Consider the following 20,306-nt stretch of genomic DNA (forward strand, 5'->3'; position numbering starts at 1 on the left):
TTGGGTCGCTGACCCAGCCTGCTCGCTATTCATTACACGGCGAAGCGTTTGGCGGCATCGGATGCAGCGCGACAAAGCAAAATCTGCTTGGGCGAGGTCGCCGAAAACGTCTGCTCGTCGTAGTCGCCATAGCGGTGCACGACTTCCAGACCGCCGAGACGACACAGGGCGAGCAGTTCTTCAGGAAAAAAGCAGCGCATACGAACCTGTTTGGTGCGCAGGGACTGCGCGCCGCGCATGTAGAACAGCGTGAAGACCAGCACCTGAGTAGCTGGTTCGTAGTGACTGGCCGTTTCCACGCGAAGTTCGCGGCCCTGGTCGTCCGCCATGGTCTTATGCAGGTAACGCTGCGAAGCGGGGCGGGACAGCTTGGCGATGTCGGGATTGAAAACATCGAGTACCAACAGGCCATCCGCACGCAGGGCGCCGCGTACGCTGCCAAAGAACGCCTGGACCGAATCCAGGTCCTGCAGATGCTGCATGGCATTCGTGGCGGAGAAAATCAGCGAGAACGGTTGATCCACCCGGATATCCCGGCAATCCTGCTCCAGCCAGGTTACGGCCAATCGCTCTGCCTGCGCTTTGCGCTCGGCCAGCTCGAGCATGGGGCGTGAGACGTCAAGGCCGGTGATGCCAATGCCTTCCCGTGCAATGGGCAGCGTGATACGGCCGGTACCGCAGGCCACCTCGAGCACGGGGCCGTCTGCCTGCTTGGCCTGACGTACGAAAAACGGGATATCGTGGCTGCGCGTTGCGAACTCCTGGTCATAGAACGCAGCATCCGCGTAGACGTCCATGCAATCGAGCGGCTTCATGTTGCAACTCCGTTTTCGGCTGAAGCAAAGGATGTTGACAGGCTGGTAAGGATGCTTCCGTTCCAGTCCACGGCACCGAATGCGCTGGCAGGGATACCCAGTATCCGGTAACGCGCATGGATTACTTCCGCAGGTAAATCGACGGGAAACAAATAACATCCGGGTGTACGGCTCCCTGCATGGATGAGGCTGCTACGAAGCTCATCAGGCATGACCCCCATCCACCTGGCCGAGCGTCGGTCAAGCTCATCCGCGACCTGGGCCGGAAGTGCCGGTGCCTTCGACAGGAGCACATCGGCAAGACGCAACGCGTCCGGGCCCGGGGGATGATCCCGGAACACCTGCTCGAACCGCGTGTCGCCTTCACCGGTCAGGGCGATGCCGAATGTCTTCGGCCACAACCATCCTTTGGTCACCGAATGCAACAACACCGTGCGTCCGGTCGCATAGAGGCGCTGCGTGCTGTCGTGAAACGGCGCAGCAAAGTCGTAAACGCTGTCGACCAGCAGACGGCGCGAGGGCGAAGCCTCTAACCAGCGCAGCAGATGCGATTGCTCGTCTTCGTTGACATATCGGCCAAGCGGCTTCCACGGATTGGCGATCAGCAGATATTCGCTGCCGGCGCTTGGACTGGACGCAGGCAAGAGAGGGCTGGGCAGGGTGGCGTAGGTGCGCGGGGTGAGACCAGCGGCTTTAGCAAGTTCTCCGTACGTCGGGTACACGTCCTGCGGCAACCACAGTAGGGTTCCGTTCTTGGCCGCAAGCTCCCGGAATATCAACGATAGTGCATGCCGCACGCCGCCGCATACCAATGCGTTGCGCGACAGCGTGCTGGCATAGCCGTAGCGCGCCAACCACATCCGCGCCAGATCGCAGCGATGAATGGACCGGTTGCCTCCCGTGTTCTCCGGCCGCGGCTGCCACGCAGCCAGCGCGCGATACAGATTGGTTTCGCCGCAGTCCAGCAGATCGGGATCGGTACTCAGCGCTTGTTCGCGCCAGCTTTGGAAGTCGTGGAAATTCATGCCAGTTGCTCGCGTGTAATCTCGCTCGCATGGTCTTCCAGCGAAACGTAACAGCGCCCGTCAGCCATCATGTTCCAGCTCCTTGCGATGCCATGCGTGCGTTCCCAATACAGACTCGGTTCGGTATAGGCCGCAATGCGCAGCGGCGCGCCAAGCCATTCGCCGCGATAAACCGGCGCGCCCCACGGCAGGGTTTCCTGGAGGGCGAAACCACGTTCTTCGGCAAAGCGGGTTACCCATGACAGCGGTACCTGATGCTCGCGGCTCCACACGTTCGCTGCGTGGTCGTGATACACCGACTCGGTGCTGGTCGACACATACAGTTCCTTGAAGCAGACCTCTTCCACGCCCAGGCGGGAGGCCCATGACAGATAGCGTTCGATTTCGATCTGGTTTTCCACGCCGCTGCGCTGCAATACGCAGATCAGACGCAAGCGCAGCAGCGGCCAGCGCGCCCGATGTTCGCGCCAGGTGTGGATGACCGCTTCCACCGGCGTGTGCAGGCCCATCAGGCGCTCGTTGCGCGCAGCGTCGAAATGGTGGCGTGAGATCGCGAGCACGCGCAGCCCCGCGTCATAAAGCGCGCGCAGATGCCTCGACCGCTCTGCCTCAGGCAGCCTTGCCAGCTGATGGGCATTGGTGATCAACACAACCTTGTCGAAACGCTGGCCGCAAAAGGTGATGAGCTTCTGCAACGAGTTCGCTGGCAGCAAAGTAGGCTCGCCGCCGCCGGTGATCACCGCACGCTCGGCGCCGCGTGTCGCAGCGAGGTCCAGCCAATCCTCGATCATTCGCCAATCCGGTTTGGCATGCACTTGATCGTGCGAAATCGAAGCCTTCGAAAAACAGAAGGTGCAGCGAGCCTGGCAGGCGCTGGCGACGGGCAGAAAAGAGATCGTACGAGGCTTGACGTCAGCATAGGCATGCATGCGCTGATGGGCGAGCCCGAGCGAATCGGCCATGACATCCTCGACCTGGCGCGCCCGCAATTGGCCGTCATCTGCGCCGGGTTTCCAGTCGTATATCCGTGTCAGTGCGATCTGCCGATCGTGGATGAACTGCCCTCGACCGCTCACCGTGTGCGCATGCAACTGCGCGGGATCGACTTCGGTCTCCAGCACGATCAGCCGGTCGCCATGGATTCCCAGCTTATGCAGCAGCTTCGAGGCTTTCTCCACACCCACCGCCAATTCATGGCGGTGGAGCAGAAAGAACCGATCCGGAAAAGTGCTCTCGGATATGCCGGCCTTGGAATACGCATGCGCGTACTTGTCGAAGCCGCGTGCAAAGTTTGACAACACGGTTACGTGGTAAAGCTTGATCTTTTCTGTCATGGCTTGATGTGCATCCCTTGCGTCTCGCTACCAACCTTGGCGCTAAGCTCGGTTCTTATCCTACCTGAGGCCGGTCAGATGAGCTGGCTGCGCGCGCGCACCTCGTCAAAGCTCCAGTCGCACAGCAGCACGCCGTTTTCCCAGACGGTGGCCAGCGCGTGCTCCCAGCCGTGCGGCAGGGGCATTTCTTCGATGTTGGTGATGTCGGCCGGCACCGGCACCGTCCGATAGCTGCCGAAATCACGGTGGCGCAGCAAAGTGAGGCGTCCGCGCTGCGACACCTTGCCCGGATCCGTGACCGGTGCCTTGTAGACATCGATCCATTTGCCATCGATACGTGCGGCCGAGCATTTGAGCGCAAACTTCTGCGTATCGCGATTCATATGTTGCAGCAGTGCGCCACCCATGCCGAACGCGATGTTGTCAGCGGCGTAGCCGGCTCGCGTAACGCGTTCAAGAATCGCCCGGATGCTGTCGGGATTGACTCCGTCGCCCTGGATCAGACGTACGTGGTCGAGCACCTTGTAACCTTTGCTGTTGACCGTGCTGCCGAACGCCTCGTCCAGCAGCAGCATGCACTGGTGCACGACCTCGACCGGATCGCCCGAGTCGGGGCGGACCACGAGCGTGGCACCCGAGCGGATCACCTCTTCCCGCAGGGTCTGTCCCCAGTGTTCCTTGATCGCGCGATAGACGTCATAGCTGTCCGATACCACGGCGACCAGGCCGCCGGGTTTGGCGAACCGGGTCAGCATATTGCGGTAGGCGTCGACCTCATGGTCGCGTCCCCAGCTGGTGATCGTGCTGTGTTCCGCCGCTGGAATCGAATGACCCGCCATGGGCTCGCCGTAATAACGACGCGCCGCCAGCACACCCAGCACAGTGTCCGTACCTTGGAAGTTGACCAGATGCGCCATGCCGCCTAGCGCTGCGGATTCGGCGCTCGACACGCCGCGGGCGCCGAAGTCGTGCAATTTGAACGGCAGTTGCGCTTCAGGCGCTTCGCTGGTCCTTTCCAGAAAATCCTTGATGGTCTGCTTTACCTGCCAGCTGATCGTGGCCACGGTTACCGGATACCACAGGCGCAGCAACAGCGTTTCCAGATAGCTCGGCAGCCAGAACGCCTCCGGATCGGTGGATTCGATCGTCACCAGGGCCTGGTGGGTGGGCACCACGCTGCCTTCCGGCACCGCGCGGATGCGCAGCGGCAGCCGCCCATCATGGACGTCGACAATGCGGAGCCACCCGGCTTCATGGAAAGGCTCGCCATGGGCGGCAAAGAAATCACGTGCTTCGTCCACCTGCGCATGCGTGATGGGACGGGCGAGATACTCCTTGAGAATGGCCTGCAGGCCGAAGAACACCGTTCTGTCGAACTCGCCGCCGCGCGACTCGACATAGAAAAAGGTCTTGTCGGTACCGGGCGGATACTGCAGCCAATGGCTGGCCTTATAGCTGTCGGTGTTGAGGATGAGGTTTTCGAGGTGTTGCATGACGGAAGCTCCTTCGCGTCGTGGAAAGCCGGCGGTCTATCCGCAGGCAAGAAGTGGTGGGGGATCAGCCCCGCCCGAGGAAAAACGCCAGGATGTGCAGATGGTCTTCGAACAATTGCGGACCCATCTCCAGCGCCTGGCTGACCGGGAACCAGCGGGCCTTGTCGGCGTCGTCGCTGCCTTTGACCACAGGCAATTCGCCGGCGGGAAAGTCGAAGTGGAAAGCGTGCGTGATGGTGCGGCCGCGCAAAGAGCGATCGGGATGATCAAACACATGCTCACTCTTGATCGAGCCCCTGAGCACCGGCAGCGGGATCTTCAAACGGGTTTCTTCCCGCAGTTCGCGCAAGCACGCCGCCTGGATCGGTTCATCCTGCTGCACGAAGCCACCCGGTAGCGCCCATAGCCCTTTACCTGGCTCCGAACGGCGGCGGACCAGCAGCACATGTCCCGAATGCACCACCACGGCATCGGTGGTGACAAACATGGGCGGATAGGGAGCCTTTGCCCAGGCGCTGCGGTAGTCCTGGATGAAATGATATTCCCTGAGCAACTGGTCAAAGGCCGCGCCGTTCTTGCGGAACGCTTCCAGCATCTCGAACACCGGCGCCGGCACGTTGGCGCGAAGCATCAGCAAACCGCCGTGGAAATCCAGTTGCCCGGCCTCGAACAGGTAGCGGCGAAGCTCGGTGGCCGAGAGCGTCTCGGTGTGGCGCACGTCCATCAATGGCCATTGCGGGAATTCCTGCAGGTAGTAGCTGCTGGCGTCTTTTTCCTGTCCGATCAGGCCAATACGTGCGTCAGCGGCTCCTTTATCGGCCTTCACCGCGTCAGCCACCGTGCGTTGCACGGTTGTTACCCACTGCGCTTCGTTATAGAGATGATCGCGCAGCGGCAGGATGATCAGCCGATCGGACAATTCCTCCAGAGCGGCACGAATCATCACCGTACGTTCGGCGACGGTCCAGGGATTGCGAATCGAACGGGGGGTGTCGGCGGAACCGACAAGGAGGATCAGCTTGCGAGAATGACCCAGCGCGTGGCGCGCAACGGCGGCATGACCGATATGAAAAGGTTCGAAGCGGCCGATGAAGACCAGGTAATCGAAATCCATGAGAATCCCTCACGGTTAGTGGTCATCCCAGGTCTGTCCCAGGAAGTGAGACATATGCTACGCCTAGCCGTGATGGAGTCAACGGGCCATACCAGCGTAGGGCGGGATTTCTACCACCAGATCCAATCCTGCCGATTCGTCGCCCCGACGACTTTGACGATACGGGCGGTATGAGGTGCTCGCAGGCATTAGCTCCATCAGTGGCTGGTGAGACTGGGTGTTGGGGACAATCCGTGACCAAATACATGCGTCCGTCTGGGACGACAATCCCAGCATCGCGTGCGCAGCGGCATCGCAATGCTGGGTTTCGCAACCCAGCCTACCTGCTACTTCCGGCTCTTGATCACGCAGCAACGCCTTGCCCGCACTCAGGGCAGAAGCGGCTGCCGGCGGGGAGGGTGTGGTTGCAAGCGCGGCAATTGGCGGGTGCTGCAAGATTGTGTCCGCACTGAGGGCAGAATTTGGCGCCGCGCGTCTCGGCGTTACAGGACGGACAAACCAATTGGCGTGACGTCACGGTGTCGAGGTTGGCCGCGGCGCTGTTGCCGGCGAGGCGGGCCTGTTGCGTGGCAACTTCGATCGTCCCCGCATGCTTGGCCGTCTGGATCTCCGCGGCCAGGTCCGGAGCGCAACGCTGGCACAAGCCGCTGTCGATGTTCCAGCATCGCTCACAGACATAGCTGTGGCAATGCGCGCAGCGATGAAAATGCGCCTGCGCCGCGGCGATCGCATGCCGGAAAGCGTCGTCGCGCGCCGTGCCCCATCCGGCCCGGGCCAAGCCTTCGGCCGCGTTGTCGATCTGCGAGCCCATGCTGCCCAACAGGCCACTGAGCAGCCCGCTGGCCTGCTGCATCCATCCCGATGCCTGGCCGCTACGGTACGGCTCGAACGGCGAGCGCCACGTGTCGCTGCAACACTGGCAGTAAAACTCGAACTGAAAGCCCGCGCCGGTGCCGTGTTGCTGGCACAGATCGTGGTAGTTGTTCGAAAAATGCAGATCACTTGCTTCGCTCATGCCTTGCCCTGATCCCTGTTGGATTGCATCCATTCCACGCGGTGTGCGGGCCTTGCCCGCATCGAAAGTGGCCGACCCGATAACCTAATGGGTAATCTTGGCATTTGCCACCGCGTCTGGGCATAACCTGAGGATGGCCTTCCCTGGCCCGCGGAAACTCTGAACGTATTCAGAGTTTCCCTAAGGCGGACGGACTGCATGGGTGACTGGTGTCCTATCCCAGCCGGATGCCGCAGATGCTAATTTGAGGGACTGTCCACTTGCTCGACGGAGTCCCCCCATGTCCCATGTCCGTGCCCCCGCTACTGCAGTTGCTGCGCAACGCAGGCTTTCGCGCCTTGCCCTGGCGGTAGCGATGGTGCTTGCAGCCGGCGTTGCCGGTGCGCAGCAAGCGCACACGGATAGCGTGCCGCCACCACAGGACACGCCGTACCCTGGAACGGTGAGCCTGCATGTCGATGCCAACGACACGGCACAGGGCATCTTTCGCGTGTCTGAAACGATACCGGTGAAGGCCGGCGCTTTGACGCTGCTGTATCCGCAGTGGATACCCGGTGACCACTCGCCGACCGGCCCGATCAACATGCTCGCCGGCCTCAAGCTCAGTGCCAACGGCAAGCCGCTGCAATGGAAGCGCGACGAATACAATGTGTACGCCTTCCATGTAGACGTGCCCGCGGACGTCTCGGCCATCGACATGTCGTTCCAGTACCTGTCCGGCCGCACCGACAGCGAAGGCTTCGAGATGACCGACCGCATGATGGACATGGAGTGGAGCAAGGTGCTGCTCTATCCGGCCGGCTATTTCTCACGCGGCATCCGCTTCGAGCCCAGCGTGACCTTGCCGCACGGCTGGCAACTGGGCACCGCGTTGGAGACGGCTTCGCAGTCTGGTGACCGCACCAGCTTCAAGCCGGTGACGCTCAACAACCTGGTCGATTCGCCGATCTATGCGGGCGAACACTTCAAGCGCGTCGACCTCAACCCGGGCGGCGATGCCTCGGTGCACCTGGATATCGTTGCGGACGAGCCGAAGTATCTGGTGATGACGCCCGAGCAGCTGAAGGTGCACCGCGCGCTGGTCACCCAGGCGACGAAACTGTTCGGTTCGCATCATTACGACCATTACGATTTCCTGTTTTCGCTCTCGGACCAGCTGAGCGGCAACGGCACCGAACATCACCAGTCCAGCGAGAACGGCCTGGGCGCCGACTACTTCACCGCCTGGGACGAGGGCGCGCCCGATCGCGACCTGCTCCCCCACGAATACACCCATTCGTGGAACGGCAAGTTCCGCCGCCCCGCCGATTTGTGGACACCGGACTTCAACGTGCCGATGGGCGATTCGCTGCTGTGGGTCTATGAAGGGCAAACGCAGTACTGGGGATACATCCTGACCGCGCGCTCCGGCATGTGGTCATCGCAGCAATTCCGCGATGCGCTGGCGATGGTGGCGGCCACCTACGAGCGTAACCGCGAGGGCTTCCAGTGGCGCACACTCGAAGACACCACCAACGACCCCACTGCAGCCCGCCGTTCGAGCCTGCCCTATCGCAGCTGGCAGATGAGCGAGGAGTACTACAGCGGTGGACAGATGATGTGGCTGGAGGTGGACGCCAAGCTGCGCTCCCTCACCCACGACCACAAGTCGCTGGACGATTTCGCCGGCGCCTTCTTTGGCGTCGACAATGGCAGCTACGTCACCAAGACCTACACCTTCGATGACGTGGTGTCGACGCTGAACAGCGTGGCTGCGTACGATTGGGCAAGCTTCTTGCGTGAGCGTGTCAACGAGCTGAATCCGCCGCTGCAGAATGGCCTTGCGGCAACCGGCTGGAAACTCGTCTATACCGATCAGGAAAGCGAATTCGAGAAGCAGTACAACAGCCGTCCGCAATCCTCCCGTCATCTGTTCAACTTCGTCTGGTCGATCGGACTGACCGTGACCGACAAGGGGGAGATCAACGACGTGCGCTGGAATGGACCGGCGTTCAAGGCCGGCGTCAGCACCGGCGCCACGCTAGTCGCGGTAAACGGCCAGAACTTTTCGAACGATGCGCTGAAGGGCGCGATCGTGGCGGCGAAGGGAAGCAAGCAGCCGATCCAGCTGTTGCTGAAATACCAGGGCGGCTATCGCACGGTGGCGGTGGACTACCACGACGGCCTGCAGTATCCGCACCTGGTTCGCGTGGAAGGCACACCCGATTACCTGGATGAAATCATCGCGCCACGCAAGTAGGCATCGCGTGCTCCCTCCCCTGTTTGCAGGGGAGGGTCGGGGTGGGGTTGCACGAGCTTGCTTCTGTGTTTGAGTTCACCGCGAGGTTGCTTCACTACCCGTCATAAGGACCTAGCCATGACCCCTACCCATCGCCGGCCCCAAGTCTGCGTGTTGGGAAGTGCAGAACCGGGATCGAAGGCCTACGAGCTGGCCGGCGAGGCGGGGGAGCGGCTTGCGCGCCTGGGGCTGACCGTGATCAGTGGATGCGGCAGCCCGGCCACGCGTGTTGCGGCCGAACGAGCCCAGTTGGCTGGCGGTGTGGTGGTCAGCATCATTCCCGGCGCGGATAGCCCTGAGCCGGACTGGCCGGCAACAGTCGTTATTCCCTGCGGCATGGGTGACGCAAGAAATCTGCTGATGGCGCTCGCCGGTGACGCATGCATCGTCATCGGCGGCCGTGCCGGCACCATCTCCGAAGTCTGCCTCGCCTGGCTGCACCACCGGCCACTGCTGCCGCTCGTGGGTTGTGGCGGCTGGTCCGACAGCCTGCCGCAGAACCCACCGGACGAAAGGCGCAATTCGCCGATCCTGCCATGGCATTCGGTGGAGGCGCTTGAGCATCAACTGGGTGCGCTGGGCCTGCTCCACCTTCCTTCCCCATCAAACACGCCAAGCCCATGAAAACACGCCTGATCCGGATCGCGCTGAGCTTGCTGACGACGGTCTTGCCAGTAGCTGGCGCCGCGGCCGCGTCCCCCTTCGTCTGGGGCATTTGCGGGCACCCAGGCCCAAGCCAGGGGCTATGGAGCGACTACGCCACGCAATTCTCCACCCTGCAACGTCAGGGCCTGAAAAGTTACCGCTTCGACGTTTCGCTGACCGGCGACGGCACCGCCGCCACGCAACTGCTCCAGCCCTTGGCTGTGTTGTCGCACGCGCATCACATCACGCTGCACCCCATTTTGTACGTGCCGTTCACCTGGAACGACGCGACCGACCATGGCCGCTATCCCGACACGGAGGCCGGGCTCGAAGCCCAGGGCTACGACCGCACGTATCCGGTCGTGCTGCAATTCGCCAACGACATCCGCGACTGGGAGCTGGAGAACGAGCTGAGCCTGCGCCAGGGATTCAAGAGCGGAACCGGCGCTTCGGCCAGCGATTACGCCACGGATCAGGCGCATCGATGGGCCGCGGTACTGCGCGGCATGTCACGCGCCGTCCATGCTGTAAGTGCACGAACCGGCAAGCCGTTGCGTGTGGTGGTAGACACGGTTTACGCGGACTTCGGCCTGATCCCCTTCCTGGAGTCACAAGGCGTCCAAGTCGACAAGCTGGCCTATCACTACTATTACGGCGCCGACACCAGCCCCTACCGCATCACTGCGCCTGGCGGGGTCTTCGATGTGTTTGCCGAAATGAAGAAGATCGGCAAACCCGTCATTGTCAACGAACTCAACGCCGCCGAAATCTACGCTCCGCTGAAAGGCCGGCCGTATGACGATGCGAAAGCGCTCGTCAGCCTGAAAACGCACATCGAATACCTGTTGCACCAGCACGAGGCCAATATCGAAGGCGCCGAGTTCTACGAGCTGTACGATGAGCCCGGCAAGAACGCCGCCGAATCGAACTTCGGCTTGCTGCATGACCCTGCGCACCCCAAGACCCAATGGCTGCTCGCCGCGGCCTATACCTGCGGGCCGCTTACGCCCGATGAACGCACGAGCCTGGTTGCCCACGGGCTGTTTACGCAAGCAAGCCTGGCGGAGCGGTTGGCGGCCTGCCCCGCGCAATAATCGCGCGGACCGCGATGCCGATCGTAGGCTGGGATGCCAATCCCAGCATTTCCATGCATGCCTTCTGCGCGATGCTGGGATTGTCATCCCAGCCTACGTTACGCCTGACGCGCAAACAGGGCGTCAGCCTCAATGTAGACGCTGCAGGAAATCCCTTTCCGGTCTCGGCGCCCCAAGCAGGTAGCCCTGCACGAACGGACATCCCAGTTCGCGCAGCACGGCTAGCTCGTCATCCCGCTCGACGCCTTCCACGATCACCATCAGGCCGAGCGACTGGGCCATGCTCACCATGGATTTGAGCAGCCGACGCATTTGTTCGTTGGCGTAAACGCCGCTGACGAAGCTGCGATCGATCTTCATCGTGTCGCAGGGCAGCAGGCTGACGTGGCTGAGCGAGGAGAAGCCGGTTCCGAAATCATCCAGCGCCACATGGATTCCCAGGGCCCGCAGGGAATGCAGCACGGAAACGCAGGCGGGCATGTCCGACACGTACAGGCGTTCGGTCAGCTCCAGCGCCAGATGCTGGCGCACCGGTTCGGACAGATGGGTGCTGAGGATCTCCATCAACCGGCCGGATGCGAGGCTGCGCGCGGTGACGTTCACATGCAGTCGGAAAGTGGCCGGCAGGTGGCGGTGCCACGCCACGAGGCTGGCGATGGCCTGTTCCATGACCCAGGCGTCGATGCGGTTCATCAGGGGCGTATGCTCGACCGCCTCGAGAAATTCGCCGGGCGCAAGCACGCCGCGTTGCGGATGGTTCCAGCGCAGCAAGGCTTCGGCGCCGACCGGGCGTGTACCGTCCCGTACCGCGAAGATCGGCTGGTAGTAGAGCTCCAGTTCGCCGCGCCCAAGTCCGTCTTCGAGCTGTTCATGGATGGCCAGCGCTGCGCGCGTTCGTGTGCGAAGGGCCGGATCGGCCAGCGTCACGCGCTCTTCGCCCAAGGGGTCGATGCGGCTAGCTTCGTTCATGGCCAGGCGTAGCAGCTCGGTGGCTTCGGCGGCTGCCCCTTCGACCGGCCATGTGGCGATGCTGGCGGTGAGCCCATGCATCGAAGCATGCGCCGTCATGCCGAGCACGGCTTGCACTTCCAGCACCAGCTGCTGGTCGGCCTGTGCGGTGGGAATCAGCCATCCCAGCATGTTTTCGGCGACACGTGCAATGGTGTCGACCTGTTCCCAGCACGATCGCACGTGCGAGGCCAATTCGCTCAGCAGCGCTGCGGCCTGGCCTTCGTCCGCGCCGAGCGCGATGTTGGCATGGTTGTTACAGGCGACCGCCACCAGCGCTAGTGGACGGCCGGAGGACATCGTGCACTCGATGCGTTCGAGCAGCGCGGCGCGATTGGGCAGGCCGGTCTGCGCGTCGAAGCGGGACAGGAAGGCATGCTCGACGTTGCGCAGGCGGCGCCGTTCGAGCAAGGCCGTGATGCGGGCCCGCAACAAGGGCATCAGCACGGGCTTGGCCAGGTAATCATCGGCGCCCAGCTCGATGCATTGAGCGGCCATGGTCAACGTATCGTGGGCCGATATCATGAGTACCGAAATGCCGCGCAGATGCTCGTCGTCGCGCATGATGCGCAGGACCGCCACGCCGTCGATACCAGGCATCATGACGTCCAGCAGCATGATGTCGGGCGGCAGCCGTCGCGCCTGTTCCAGCCCGGCATCGCCGTCGCTTGCCTCGGTCACATGCTGGAAGCCCAATTGCTTGAGCCGCTTGCGCAGCATGAAGCGGCTGTTTTCGTCGTCGTCCACGATGAGGATACGAGCGTCCAGGCTCACGATGCGCTGTCCTCCAGGCTGTCGCGCTTTACCACGCGCTGGAGGGCATCGAGCAATTGCGGAAAATCGATCGGCTTGGGGACGAAGGCATTGGCGCCGGCCTGCATCGCCTTGAGGATGTCGTCCTCCATCACGTGCGCGGACAGGACGATCACCGGGATGTCGAGCGTAAGCGGATTGGCGCGCAGCTTGTGCAAGACCTCCAGGCCATTGATGCCGGGCAGGTTGATGTCCAGCAGCACCGCGTCGGGACGCTTCCAGACCGCGGCGATGAGCGCCTTCTCACCGTCCTCGACATGGCGTATCTGGATGCCGTGTCGCTGCAGCCGGCGTCCCAGCATGAACGCGTTGTCGTCATCGTCCTCGACGCAGAGCAGGGTGGTCATGTTGCTTGTTCCACCTCGCTCTGGCTCGTCGAAATCTGCAACCGCTGCAGCAGGCGATGCACGTGCTGGACCACGTCCGCAAGATCGGACTCACCCTTGCGTATCAGCAGCACGGCGCGTTCGTACAGGCGCTTGGACACTTCCGGCGTGATGTCGGCCGCGGTCACCAGCATGATCGGCACGGGAGCCAGTGCCGGATCGATCCGCATCGCTTCGATCACCGCCAGGCCATCCATGCCAGGCATGACCATGTCCAGCAGCAGCAGGTCCGGCGGATGATGGCGCATTATGCTGAGAGCATGCTCGCCGTTGGGTGCGGTATCCACCCGGTGGCCGGCCTGGCGCAGCACCGTGGCGATCGAGTCGAGGTAGTACTTGTCGTCGTCCACCACCAGCAGGGAACGGTTCTTTCCACCGCCCACGAAACGCTGCACCAGGTGACTCAGGTGATCGTGGTCGAAGGGCTTGGTGAGGTGTTCGACCACACCGAGCAGCCCGGTACGCCGGTCCAGGTCCGTGACCGTGCAAAGGATGACCGGCAATTGGGCATGTTCGGGATCGGCGCGTATCGCGGCGAGCACGTCCCATCCGGTCATGTCGCCAAGCTGGATGTCCAGCACCATGACGGCCGGCCGCAGCGAACGGGTGAGGGCGAGCGCCTGCTCGCCGGACGAAGCACTGACCACGTTGATGCCATCGCGATGCAGCGCGCTGTGGACCAGTTCGCACGCATCGGGATCGTCGTCCACCACCAGCACCACGGGATTGCGGCCACGGGCGGTCTTGGGATCCACCGCGGGGGGGGCGGGGCGCACTTCGGCCTTGTCGACATCGCCCATCGGCAAGGTGATGGTGAAGACGCTGCCGGCCTGAATATCGCTGCTGACGTCGATGCGCCCGCGCATCAGGCCCAGCAACTGGCGCGAGATGGTGAGGCCCAGGCCGGAGCCGCCGAAACGTCGCGCAATCGTACGGTCGGCCTGTTCGAAGGGCTCGAAAATGCGCTGCATCTGCTCCTGCGTCATGCCGATGCCGGTATCCGATACCGCGACATACAGCTGGCCGTCACGGCAGGACAGCTTCACCTTCACCTCGCCATGGCGGGTGAACTTGATGGCGTTGCCGATGAGATTGAGCAGCACCTGCCGCAATCGCGTCACGTCGAGGCTGGCCAGCTTCACATCGGGTGCCACTTCCAACACCAGCTTGTTGCCGTTGGCGCTGGCCAGCGTCTGCATCGAATTGATCACGCTCTCGACCAGCGTCTGCACATGGACGACCTCGGCGTGAAGTTCGACGCGGCCCGATTCGATGCGCGAGATATCCAGGATGTCGTTGATCAACGAAAGCAGGTGCCGCCCGGCATTGACCACGCGCTGCATGATCTCGGCGGTTTCGGTGTCCTCGCGTTCCTCGGACTGTTCAAAGGTCAGTTCGCTCAAGCCGATGATGCTGTTGAGCGGCGTGCGCAGTTCATGGCTCATGTTCGCCAGGAACAGCGACTTGGCCTGATTGGCCGACTCCGCTTCCACTTTGGCCAGCCGCAGTTCGTGCTCCATGTGAATGCGCTGCGTGATGTCCATCGAGATCACGCCCACGCCGGCCACCGCGCCGCGCGCGTCGGTGACGGGAAAGCGCCGGCTGAGCAGGGTATAGGAGCCGCTCAGGTAATGGACCTGCTCCTCGCAGGCGGTGACGTCCTGGTCCTCGATCACCTCGTGATCGTGCTTGCGTACCAGCTCCGCGGTTTCCGGCATGGCGACGGCGTCGACGGTCTTGCCCAGCAGTTCCTGGGCCGGCTTGCCCATCAGCTTGGCGGCGACATCATTGATGCGCAGGATGCGGCCATCCGCATCCTTCACCGTCATCGCCACGTTGGAGTGCAGGAGGATGTCATCGAGCAGGCGCACGCCGACGCGCAACTTCTGCCGCACCAGATAGAAGCGCCACAGCAGGACGCCGAGGCAGGCGGCAAGTATCAGCAGCAACAGCAGCACGGCTTCGACCGTCTGCTCCCCGCCTGGCAGTACGCCGGACGGCGCAATCGTGCCTGCGTTCGAGGGCTTTACGAGCAGCGGCAAGCTGATGAAAAGGCAGGAAATTCCCGTGAAACGGATCGCACTGCCGGCCGGAACAGGTCGCTTCGCCACAGCTAGCCCCCCCTATTAACTAACCCGCGATTTGTTTTCCTGTGCACGAGATGACGCAGCAACGCCCCATGCTACCCCTTTATCGGAAGCGATAAAGGGGGGAGGAGCCGACCGTGACCGGGGAGCTCATCCATGGCGAGTGGTAACATCACCTCCAGCGACGTGAATTTTTTGTGAAAATCCCCTGATTCGCAGGCCTAGGACAGCCCCATGAACGGATCCGTTTCCCGACCTTTCACGCTCGACGCCGCCCGCTGGATAGTCGGATTCCTGTCGATCGGGCCGCTGGCTTTTCCGTTGGACTGGCTGTTCCATGTCTTCCCGGACCGATACCCGGCCTTTCATTCCATGCACGGCATCGGGCCTGCATGGAAGGCGGCATGGGTGCTGTGCGGACTGCTCGGTGCCGCCACCTTCGTATGGCTGCGCCGCCGTCCGATGCTAGGGTTCGTCGCCTCCATCCTGCTGGCCGCCTTGTATGTACCCACCGCCATGGTGATGTGGGCACAGTTTTCATACGGATGCTTCGCTGCCTTGCTTGCGATGATCCTGTCGGGCATAGGAGCGCTCGCCGCCCGCCGTAGCGGATACGCATCGTAGGCTGGGATGGCAAACCCAGCATCGCGTGCGCTGCAGACATGGCAAAGCTGGGTTTGGCAACCCAGCCTACGATCCCCTAGCCTGCGAGGCTAACCGCGCAGCAGCTGCGGATATTTGCGCTGGATATCGACGATCAACTCGCCGAATAGCGTATTTGCCCACGCAAACCAGCTGCGGGTGAATTTGGCCGGATCGTCCTGATCGAAGGCTTCATGCATGAAGCCGGTACCCGCATCGGTATCGCGCAGCCACGTAAGGCATTGCCGGATTTGCGCGACATCCTGGCTGGTCTGCGCGTACATCATGATCGACATCGGCCAGATCATGCGCAGGCCCTCGTGCGGGCCGCCGATGCCTTCGCCGGCCTTGCCGCGGAAGAAATACGGATTGCGCCCGCTCCATGCCAGCTCACGCGTGCGGCGGTACACCGGATCATTCGCATCGCAGCATCCGAGGTAGGGCAGGGCGAGCAGGCTTGGCACGTTGGCGTCATCCATGAACGATTGATTGCCGAAGCCGTCGATTTCATACGCCCAGAACGGCTGGCCATCCGCGTCACGCATGCGCCCGTCCCTTTGCACCGCCTGTTCCACTTCGTCCGCCAGCGCCTCGCACTCCGCTGCAAACGCCGCATCGTGCATGGCGCGGCTGATCCGTGCGAGCTGACGCAGCGACAACACCGCAAACAGGTTGGAAGGCACGGACAGCGGATACAGGCAGGCGTCATCGGACGGACGGAACATGGAGTGGATCATGCCGTTCGGCCGTGTGGGATTGCCGTAACCCCCCAGCATCTGCGATTCGCTAGGCGCGTCAGACGTGCGTTGGAAGTGATACGGCCCGTGGTCATGCTTGCGCTGCTGATCGCGAAAGGTCTTCACCACCAGCTGCATGGCTGCACGCCATTCGTCATCGAACGGCGTGGTGTCGCCGGTTGCCTGCCAATAGCCATGCGCCAGGCGGATCGGATAGCACAGCGAATCGACTTCCCATTTGCGCTCGCCGACGCCGGGTTTCATCTCCGTAACGTCGTGCACCGACCACTCCAGCGGCTTGGCCTGCGGACCAGGCAAAAAAGCGTTGGCGTAGGGGTCGATGCGGATGCTGCGGGCCTGGCGGCGGATCAGGCCGTGGAACAGCCGTTGCAGCGCGGGATCGGTTTTCGCCCAGGGGAGGTACGGCACGACCTGCGCGGAGGAATCGCGCAGCCACATCGCATTGATGTCGCCGGTGATGACGAAGGTATCCGGCTTGCCGTCGAACGTGCCGAGTTCCACCGTGGTGTCGAGCGTGTTCGGATAGCAGTTCTCGAACATCCAGGCGAGCTTGGGGTCAGCGATGGAAGCCTTGACCCGGGCTAGCTGGCGTTCGACCGCCTGGCTGGTGAATTTGCGCTTGGCCAGGGGCGGGCGCCTGCTGGTGTAACTCGAAACGTCGCCGGCCCGGGTGGTTAGCGAAACGCCAGCCACGCTTGCGGCGGCAGTCGTGCTGATCAGCTTGAGAAAGTCGCGGCGTGTGGGCATGGCGTAAAGCATCTCTTCGCGGGAGTGGAACTCCCTCCCCTACTACACGTAGAGGAGGGAGCAGATGGGTTCAATGCTTGGCAGACATCGCACCCGCCAAATCCTGCACCTGCAAAGCCCGCTGCAATTTATCCAGCCCCAGCTTGCTGCGCAGCGTCAGCGTCACGCTCTGCCCTGGCAACAGATCCAGCGCGTTGTCCGACACCTCGGCATCGAGGTCGCCAAAGGAAACCCACACATTGCGTGCCAGCTTGTCGCTGGACAGCGTCAGCTGGTAGCCATCCGCGCCCGCCCGCAAACTGGATTTGATTTGTGGCACCGGCAAAGCCAGGGCCTTGGCCTCGTCGAAGAACACCAGGTTGCGCGAAACCACCTTGCCGCCGTCGAGCAGTTCGAACACCGCAAACGTTGCATGCGGATCGGCACCGTTGAGCAGTTGCGCATCCGTATAGGTCGCAACCTTGGTACTGCTGAGCGCCGCAAGATTGGCTGCTTCCTCATGCTCGCCCAGCACCTTGCCGGAGAAATCCATCGTACGCATGCGCCAGCGCAGCGTGGTGGGCGTGGTGCTGTCGGAGACGAGGGAAACCGTCGTGCTGCCGTTGTTACGCAGGGCCGCAATCAACAACGGCGCGTAGAACCGCCGTGCATGGAACTGCAGCGCCTTCCAGCGTCCGAAATAATCGATGCTGGACCAGGATGCGCCCGGCCACACGTCATTGAGCTGCCAGTACATCGAGCCCATCGCCTGTGGCCGCGAAGCACGCAGGTGCTCAGCCGCCAGTTGGATGCCCTCGGCCTGCATCACCTGGCTCAGGTACACGAACGACGCGAAATCCTTCGGCTCGCCATAGCTGCGCGTGATGTACAGCAACAGGCGTTTGTTGCCGTTGCCGCTGTCGAACTTCTGGTGCGCGCGCATCACCGGCGATTCCGGCTTGAGGTCGCCGGCCTGGGTGAAGGCGCGGATGGTGCGCATTTCCGGGAACGACTGCAGGCCGTATTCGGACTGGAAGCGCGGTGTCACGTTGAGGTATTCGGTGACCGGCTTGGCTTCGCCGGACCATACGTTCCAATAGTGATAGTCGCCGTCATCCAGCACGTTGGCCGCGCCTTCGTAATCGGTACTCGGCGAGCTGGCCCAATACGGTACGGCCGGATCGTATTGCGTGACGACATTGCGCAGCGTGTTGCTGAACAGGTTGACCATGCCGGTCACCAGTTTTTCGCGCTCGTCGCCGGAAATCGCCTTCTTCAGCGCCAGGCGGTCGCTCCAGCCGTCCCAGCCGGTCTGCACTTCGTTGTTGCCGCACCAGAGCACGATGCTGGGATGATCGCGCAGGCGCTTCACCTGTTCGATCGCTTCCTGTTTCGTGCTCTCGACGAAGGCGGTATCGCTCGGCGGAATCGCCCCGCCGAACATGAAGTCTTGCCATACCATCAGGCCGAGCCGGTCGGTCAGTTCATAGAACGCATCCGGCATGTAGTAGCCGCCGCCCCAGATGCGCACCGCGTTCATGTTGGCGTCGCGCGCCGATTGCAGCACGCGTTCCATCTGCGCACTGCTGGTGCGCGGGGGAAAACTGTCGAACGGAATCATGTCCGCGCCCTTGGCGAACACCGGGATGCCATTGACCACGAAAGCGAAGCTTTTGCCCCAGGCATCCTTTTCGCGGCGTAACTCGACGCTGCGCAGGCCAGTTGCGCGCTGCACGTTGTACAACTCGGTGCCGCCGTCGCGCAGGCTGGCCTTGAACGTGTACAGGTCCTGCGCACCGTAACCGGCCGGATACCAGCGCCTGGGGTTCGCAATGCGCAGCGGCACGCTGACCGTGTTGCTGCCCGCATCGACCGTAACGTCCTGCTCCGCGTGGGCGGCGACTTGTCCATCCGGACCGACCGCGTCCACGTTCACGTGCACCTGCTTGGAGGCGTCGGCAAGCACCTCGAACTGCGCCGCCACCTGGGCGGCTTCGGCGCTTACGTAGTTCTGTTGGAGGTGGAACCCATTCACGCGCAGCGTATTCCAGCTGTCCAGGTGCACCGCCTGCCAGATGCCCTCGGTAACGATGCGCGGACCCCAGTCCCAGCCGTACTGATAGCCGGCCTTGCGCACGTAATTGGCAGTCTGCTTGCCCTTCGGCTCGTCGCCGAAAGCGGAATCGAATTCACCCGGCAGCGCATAAGGCTGCTTCAGCAGCCACGGCAGCAGGCGCTTGATCGGCGAATACAGCCGCACTTCCAGCTTATTGCTGCCTTCGTGCAGAGCGGCTTTCGCCGGCAGGCGCCAGCGGTGGAACATGTTGTCAGCCGATGCCAGCTTCTCCCCGTTGAGATAGACGTCGGCGTAGGTGTCCAGCCCGTCGAACACCAGTTCGGCATGATCGCGGGCAAGCGTGGCCGGATCGACGGTAAACGTGGTTTCGTACTGCCAGTCGGCCAGGCCCACCCATTGCACGCGCGCTTCGTTGTCGCGATAGAACGGATCGGGCAGCAGCTTCGCCGCCAGCAGATCGGTCTGCACCGTGCCAGGCACCGTCGCGGCATGCCAGCGGGTGGCGTCGTGATGCTGCTTGGCCAGCGCATCGCCCTCAAGCAGGCGGAAGCGCCAACCGCTGTCCAAAGCTTGCGTCGTGGTTTGCGCGGCAACGTTGCTGGTCGCCATGGGCAGCAGCAGCGACAGCAGCAGGAGTTTCGAGTAGGGTCGGGCTGCGCCTGGGAACCAGCGAAGGGATGGAAGCATGCTGCTCAAGCCGTGTCTGCGTGGATATTTGTTTGCGCGAGAACGGGCAGGTCCAGACGCGCCCCTTTTTAAATCGATCTATATCAGCTCAGGCTAGCAGCTCGCAAGCGGGGGTGACAATCGAAGGTCGGGGTGTTGCCCCAACGGCCCCCTGGTCGCAGGGGTGCTGCATGTCGTAGCTTGCTACATTGCCTGCGGCGCTTTCGGTCGCGGAGCGACCGAGTCACTTTTCTTTGCTGGCCCAAAGAAAAGTAACCCAAAGAAATGGCCTAAAAGGCTCTTGGCATGGGTAAAGTAAAAGCCTGAACG

At 62.5% G+C, this 20,306-nt stretch carries 15 protein-coding genes; 4 read left to right on the forward strand and 11 right to left on the reverse strand.

Annotated elements, in window-relative coordinates:
- Positions 1-32: 32 nt before the first annotated feature.
- The 6 genes from EKH80_RS11920 to EKH80_RS11945 all read right to left on the reverse strand — a co-directional run bounded on the left by EKH80_RS11920 (position 33) and on the right by EKH80_RS11945 (position 6,796).
- On the reverse strand, positions 33-815 hold the full coding sequence (locus tag EKH80_RS11920) for a class I SAM-dependent methyltransferase (protein WP_126684977.1): 783 nt from the start codon (positions 813-815) through the stop codon (positions 33-35).
- Positions 812-1,840: an aminotransferase class I/II-fold pyridoxal phosphate-dependent enzyme gene (locus tag EKH80_RS11925; protein WP_126684978.1), complete on the reverse strand. Its 1,029-nt coding sequence runs from the start codon at positions 1,838-1,840 to the stop codon at positions 812-814. The genes EKH80_RS11920 and EKH80_RS11925 overlap by 4 nt, the downstream gene beginning before the upstream one ends.
- Positions 1,837-3,174, reverse strand: a complete 1,338-nt coding sequence (locus tag EKH80_RS11930; protein WP_126684979.1) for a radical SAM protein — start codon at positions 3,172-3,174, stop codon at positions 1,837-1,839. Before EKH80_RS11930 ends, EKH80_RS11925 begins: the two co-directional genes overlap by 4 nt.
- 74 nt (positions 3,175-3,248) lie before the next feature.
- A complete protein-coding gene (locus EKH80_RS11935; protein ID WP_126684980.1) occupies positions 3,249-4,667 on the reverse strand; it encodes a nicotinate phosphoribosyltransferase in 1,419 nt (472 codons plus the stop codon).
- Between the two features lie 64 nt (positions 4,668-4,731).
- Entirely contained in the window at positions 4,732-5,781 is a 1,050-nt protein-coding gene (locus EKH80_RS11940) for a bifunctional nicotinamide-nucleotide adenylyltransferase/Nudix hydroxylase (RefSeq protein ID WP_126684981.1), read from the reverse strand.
- 343 nt (positions 5,782-6,124) lie between these two features.
- Positions 6,125-6,796, reverse strand: a complete 672-nt coding sequence (locus EKH80_RS11945) for a zinc ribbon domain-containing protein (RefSeq protein WP_126684982.1) — start codon at positions 6,794-6,796, stop codon at positions 6,125-6,127.
- A 406-nt stretch (positions 6,797-7,202) separates the two neighbouring features.
- Between EKH80_RS11945 and EKH80_RS11950 the strand changes: the two genes are divergently transcribed.
- The 3 genes from EKH80_RS11950 to EKH80_RS11960 all read left to right on the forward strand — a co-directional run bounded on the left by EKH80_RS11950 (position 7,203) and on the right by EKH80_RS11960 (position 10,813).
- Complete coding sequence (locus tag EKH80_RS11950) at positions 7,203-9,035, forward strand: M61 family metallopeptidase (protein WP_484481969.1); 1,833 nt, start codon at positions 7,203-7,205, stop codon at positions 9,033-9,035.
- A gap of 117 nt (positions 9,036-9,152) precedes the next feature.
- Positions 9,153-9,698 carry an SLOG cluster 4 domain-containing protein gene (locus tag EKH80_RS11955; protein ID WP_126684984.1) on the forward strand — a complete coding sequence of 182 codons (546 nt, stop codon included), beginning with the start codon at positions 9,153-9,155 and terminating at the stop codon, positions 9,696-9,698.
- Positions 9,695-10,813, forward strand: a complete 1,119-nt coding sequence (locus EKH80_RS11960) for a hypothetical protein (RefSeq protein ID WP_126684985.1) — start codon at positions 9,695-9,697, stop codon at positions 10,811-10,813. The genes EKH80_RS11955 and EKH80_RS11960 overlap by 4 nt, the downstream gene beginning before the upstream one ends.
- Before the next feature lie 129 nt (positions 10,814-10,942).
- Here the strand turns inward: EKH80_RS11960 and EKH80_RS11965 are convergent, their stop codons facing one another.
- Genes EKH80_RS11965 through EKH80_RS11975 form a run of 3 tightly spaced genes read right to left on the reverse strand, consistent with a single transcriptional unit; the run spans position 10,943 to position 15,131 of the window.
- Positions 10,943-12,595 (reverse strand): putative bifunctional diguanylate cyclase/phosphodiesterase, encoded by a 1,653-nt coding sequence (locus tag EKH80_RS11965; RefSeq protein WP_126684986.1) that lies wholly within the window; start codon positions 12,593-12,595, stop codon positions 10,943-10,945.
- Entirely contained in the window at positions 12,592-12,981 is a 390-nt protein-coding gene (locus tag EKH80_RS11970) for a response regulator (RefSeq protein ID WP_126684987.1), read from the reverse strand. The genes EKH80_RS11965 and EKH80_RS11970 overlap by 4 nt, the downstream gene beginning before the upstream one ends.
- On the reverse strand, positions 12,978-15,131 hold the full coding sequence (locus EKH80_RS11975; RefSeq protein ID WP_126684988.1) for a PAS domain-containing sensor histidine kinase: 2,154 nt from the start codon (positions 15,129-15,131) through the stop codon (positions 12,978-12,980). Before EKH80_RS11975 ends, EKH80_RS11970 begins: the two co-directional genes overlap by 4 nt.
- 210 nt (positions 15,132-15,341) lie before the next feature.
- On the opposite strand from EKH80_RS11975, the gene EKH80_RS11980 reads away from it, so the two are divergent.
- Entirely contained in the window at positions 15,342-15,731 is a 390-nt protein-coding gene (locus EKH80_RS11980; RefSeq protein ID WP_126684989.1) for a hypothetical protein, read from the forward strand.
- 89 nt (positions 15,732-15,820) lie between these two features.
- On the opposite strand, the gene EKH80_RS11985 is transcribed toward EKH80_RS11980, so the two are convergent.
- Entirely contained in the window at positions 15,821-17,254 is a 1,434-nt protein-coding gene (locus EKH80_RS11985) for a glycoside hydrolase family 125 protein (RefSeq protein ID WP_126684990.1), read from the reverse strand.
- A gap of 70 nt (positions 17,255-17,324) precedes the next feature.
- Positions 17,325-19,997 carry a beta-mannosidase gene (locus EKH80_RS11990; RefSeq protein WP_425481141.1) on the reverse strand — a complete coding sequence of 891 codons (2,673 nt, stop codon included), beginning with the start codon at positions 19,995-19,997 and terminating at the stop codon, positions 17,325-17,327.
- Between the last annotated feature and the right edge of the window lie 309 nt (positions 19,998-20,306).

It is taken from the genome of Dyella choica (assembly GCF_003977665.1).
Taxonomy (GTDB): domain Bacteria; phylum Pseudomonadota; class Gammaproteobacteria; order Xanthomonadales; family Rhodanobacteraceae; genus Dyella_B; species Dyella_B choica.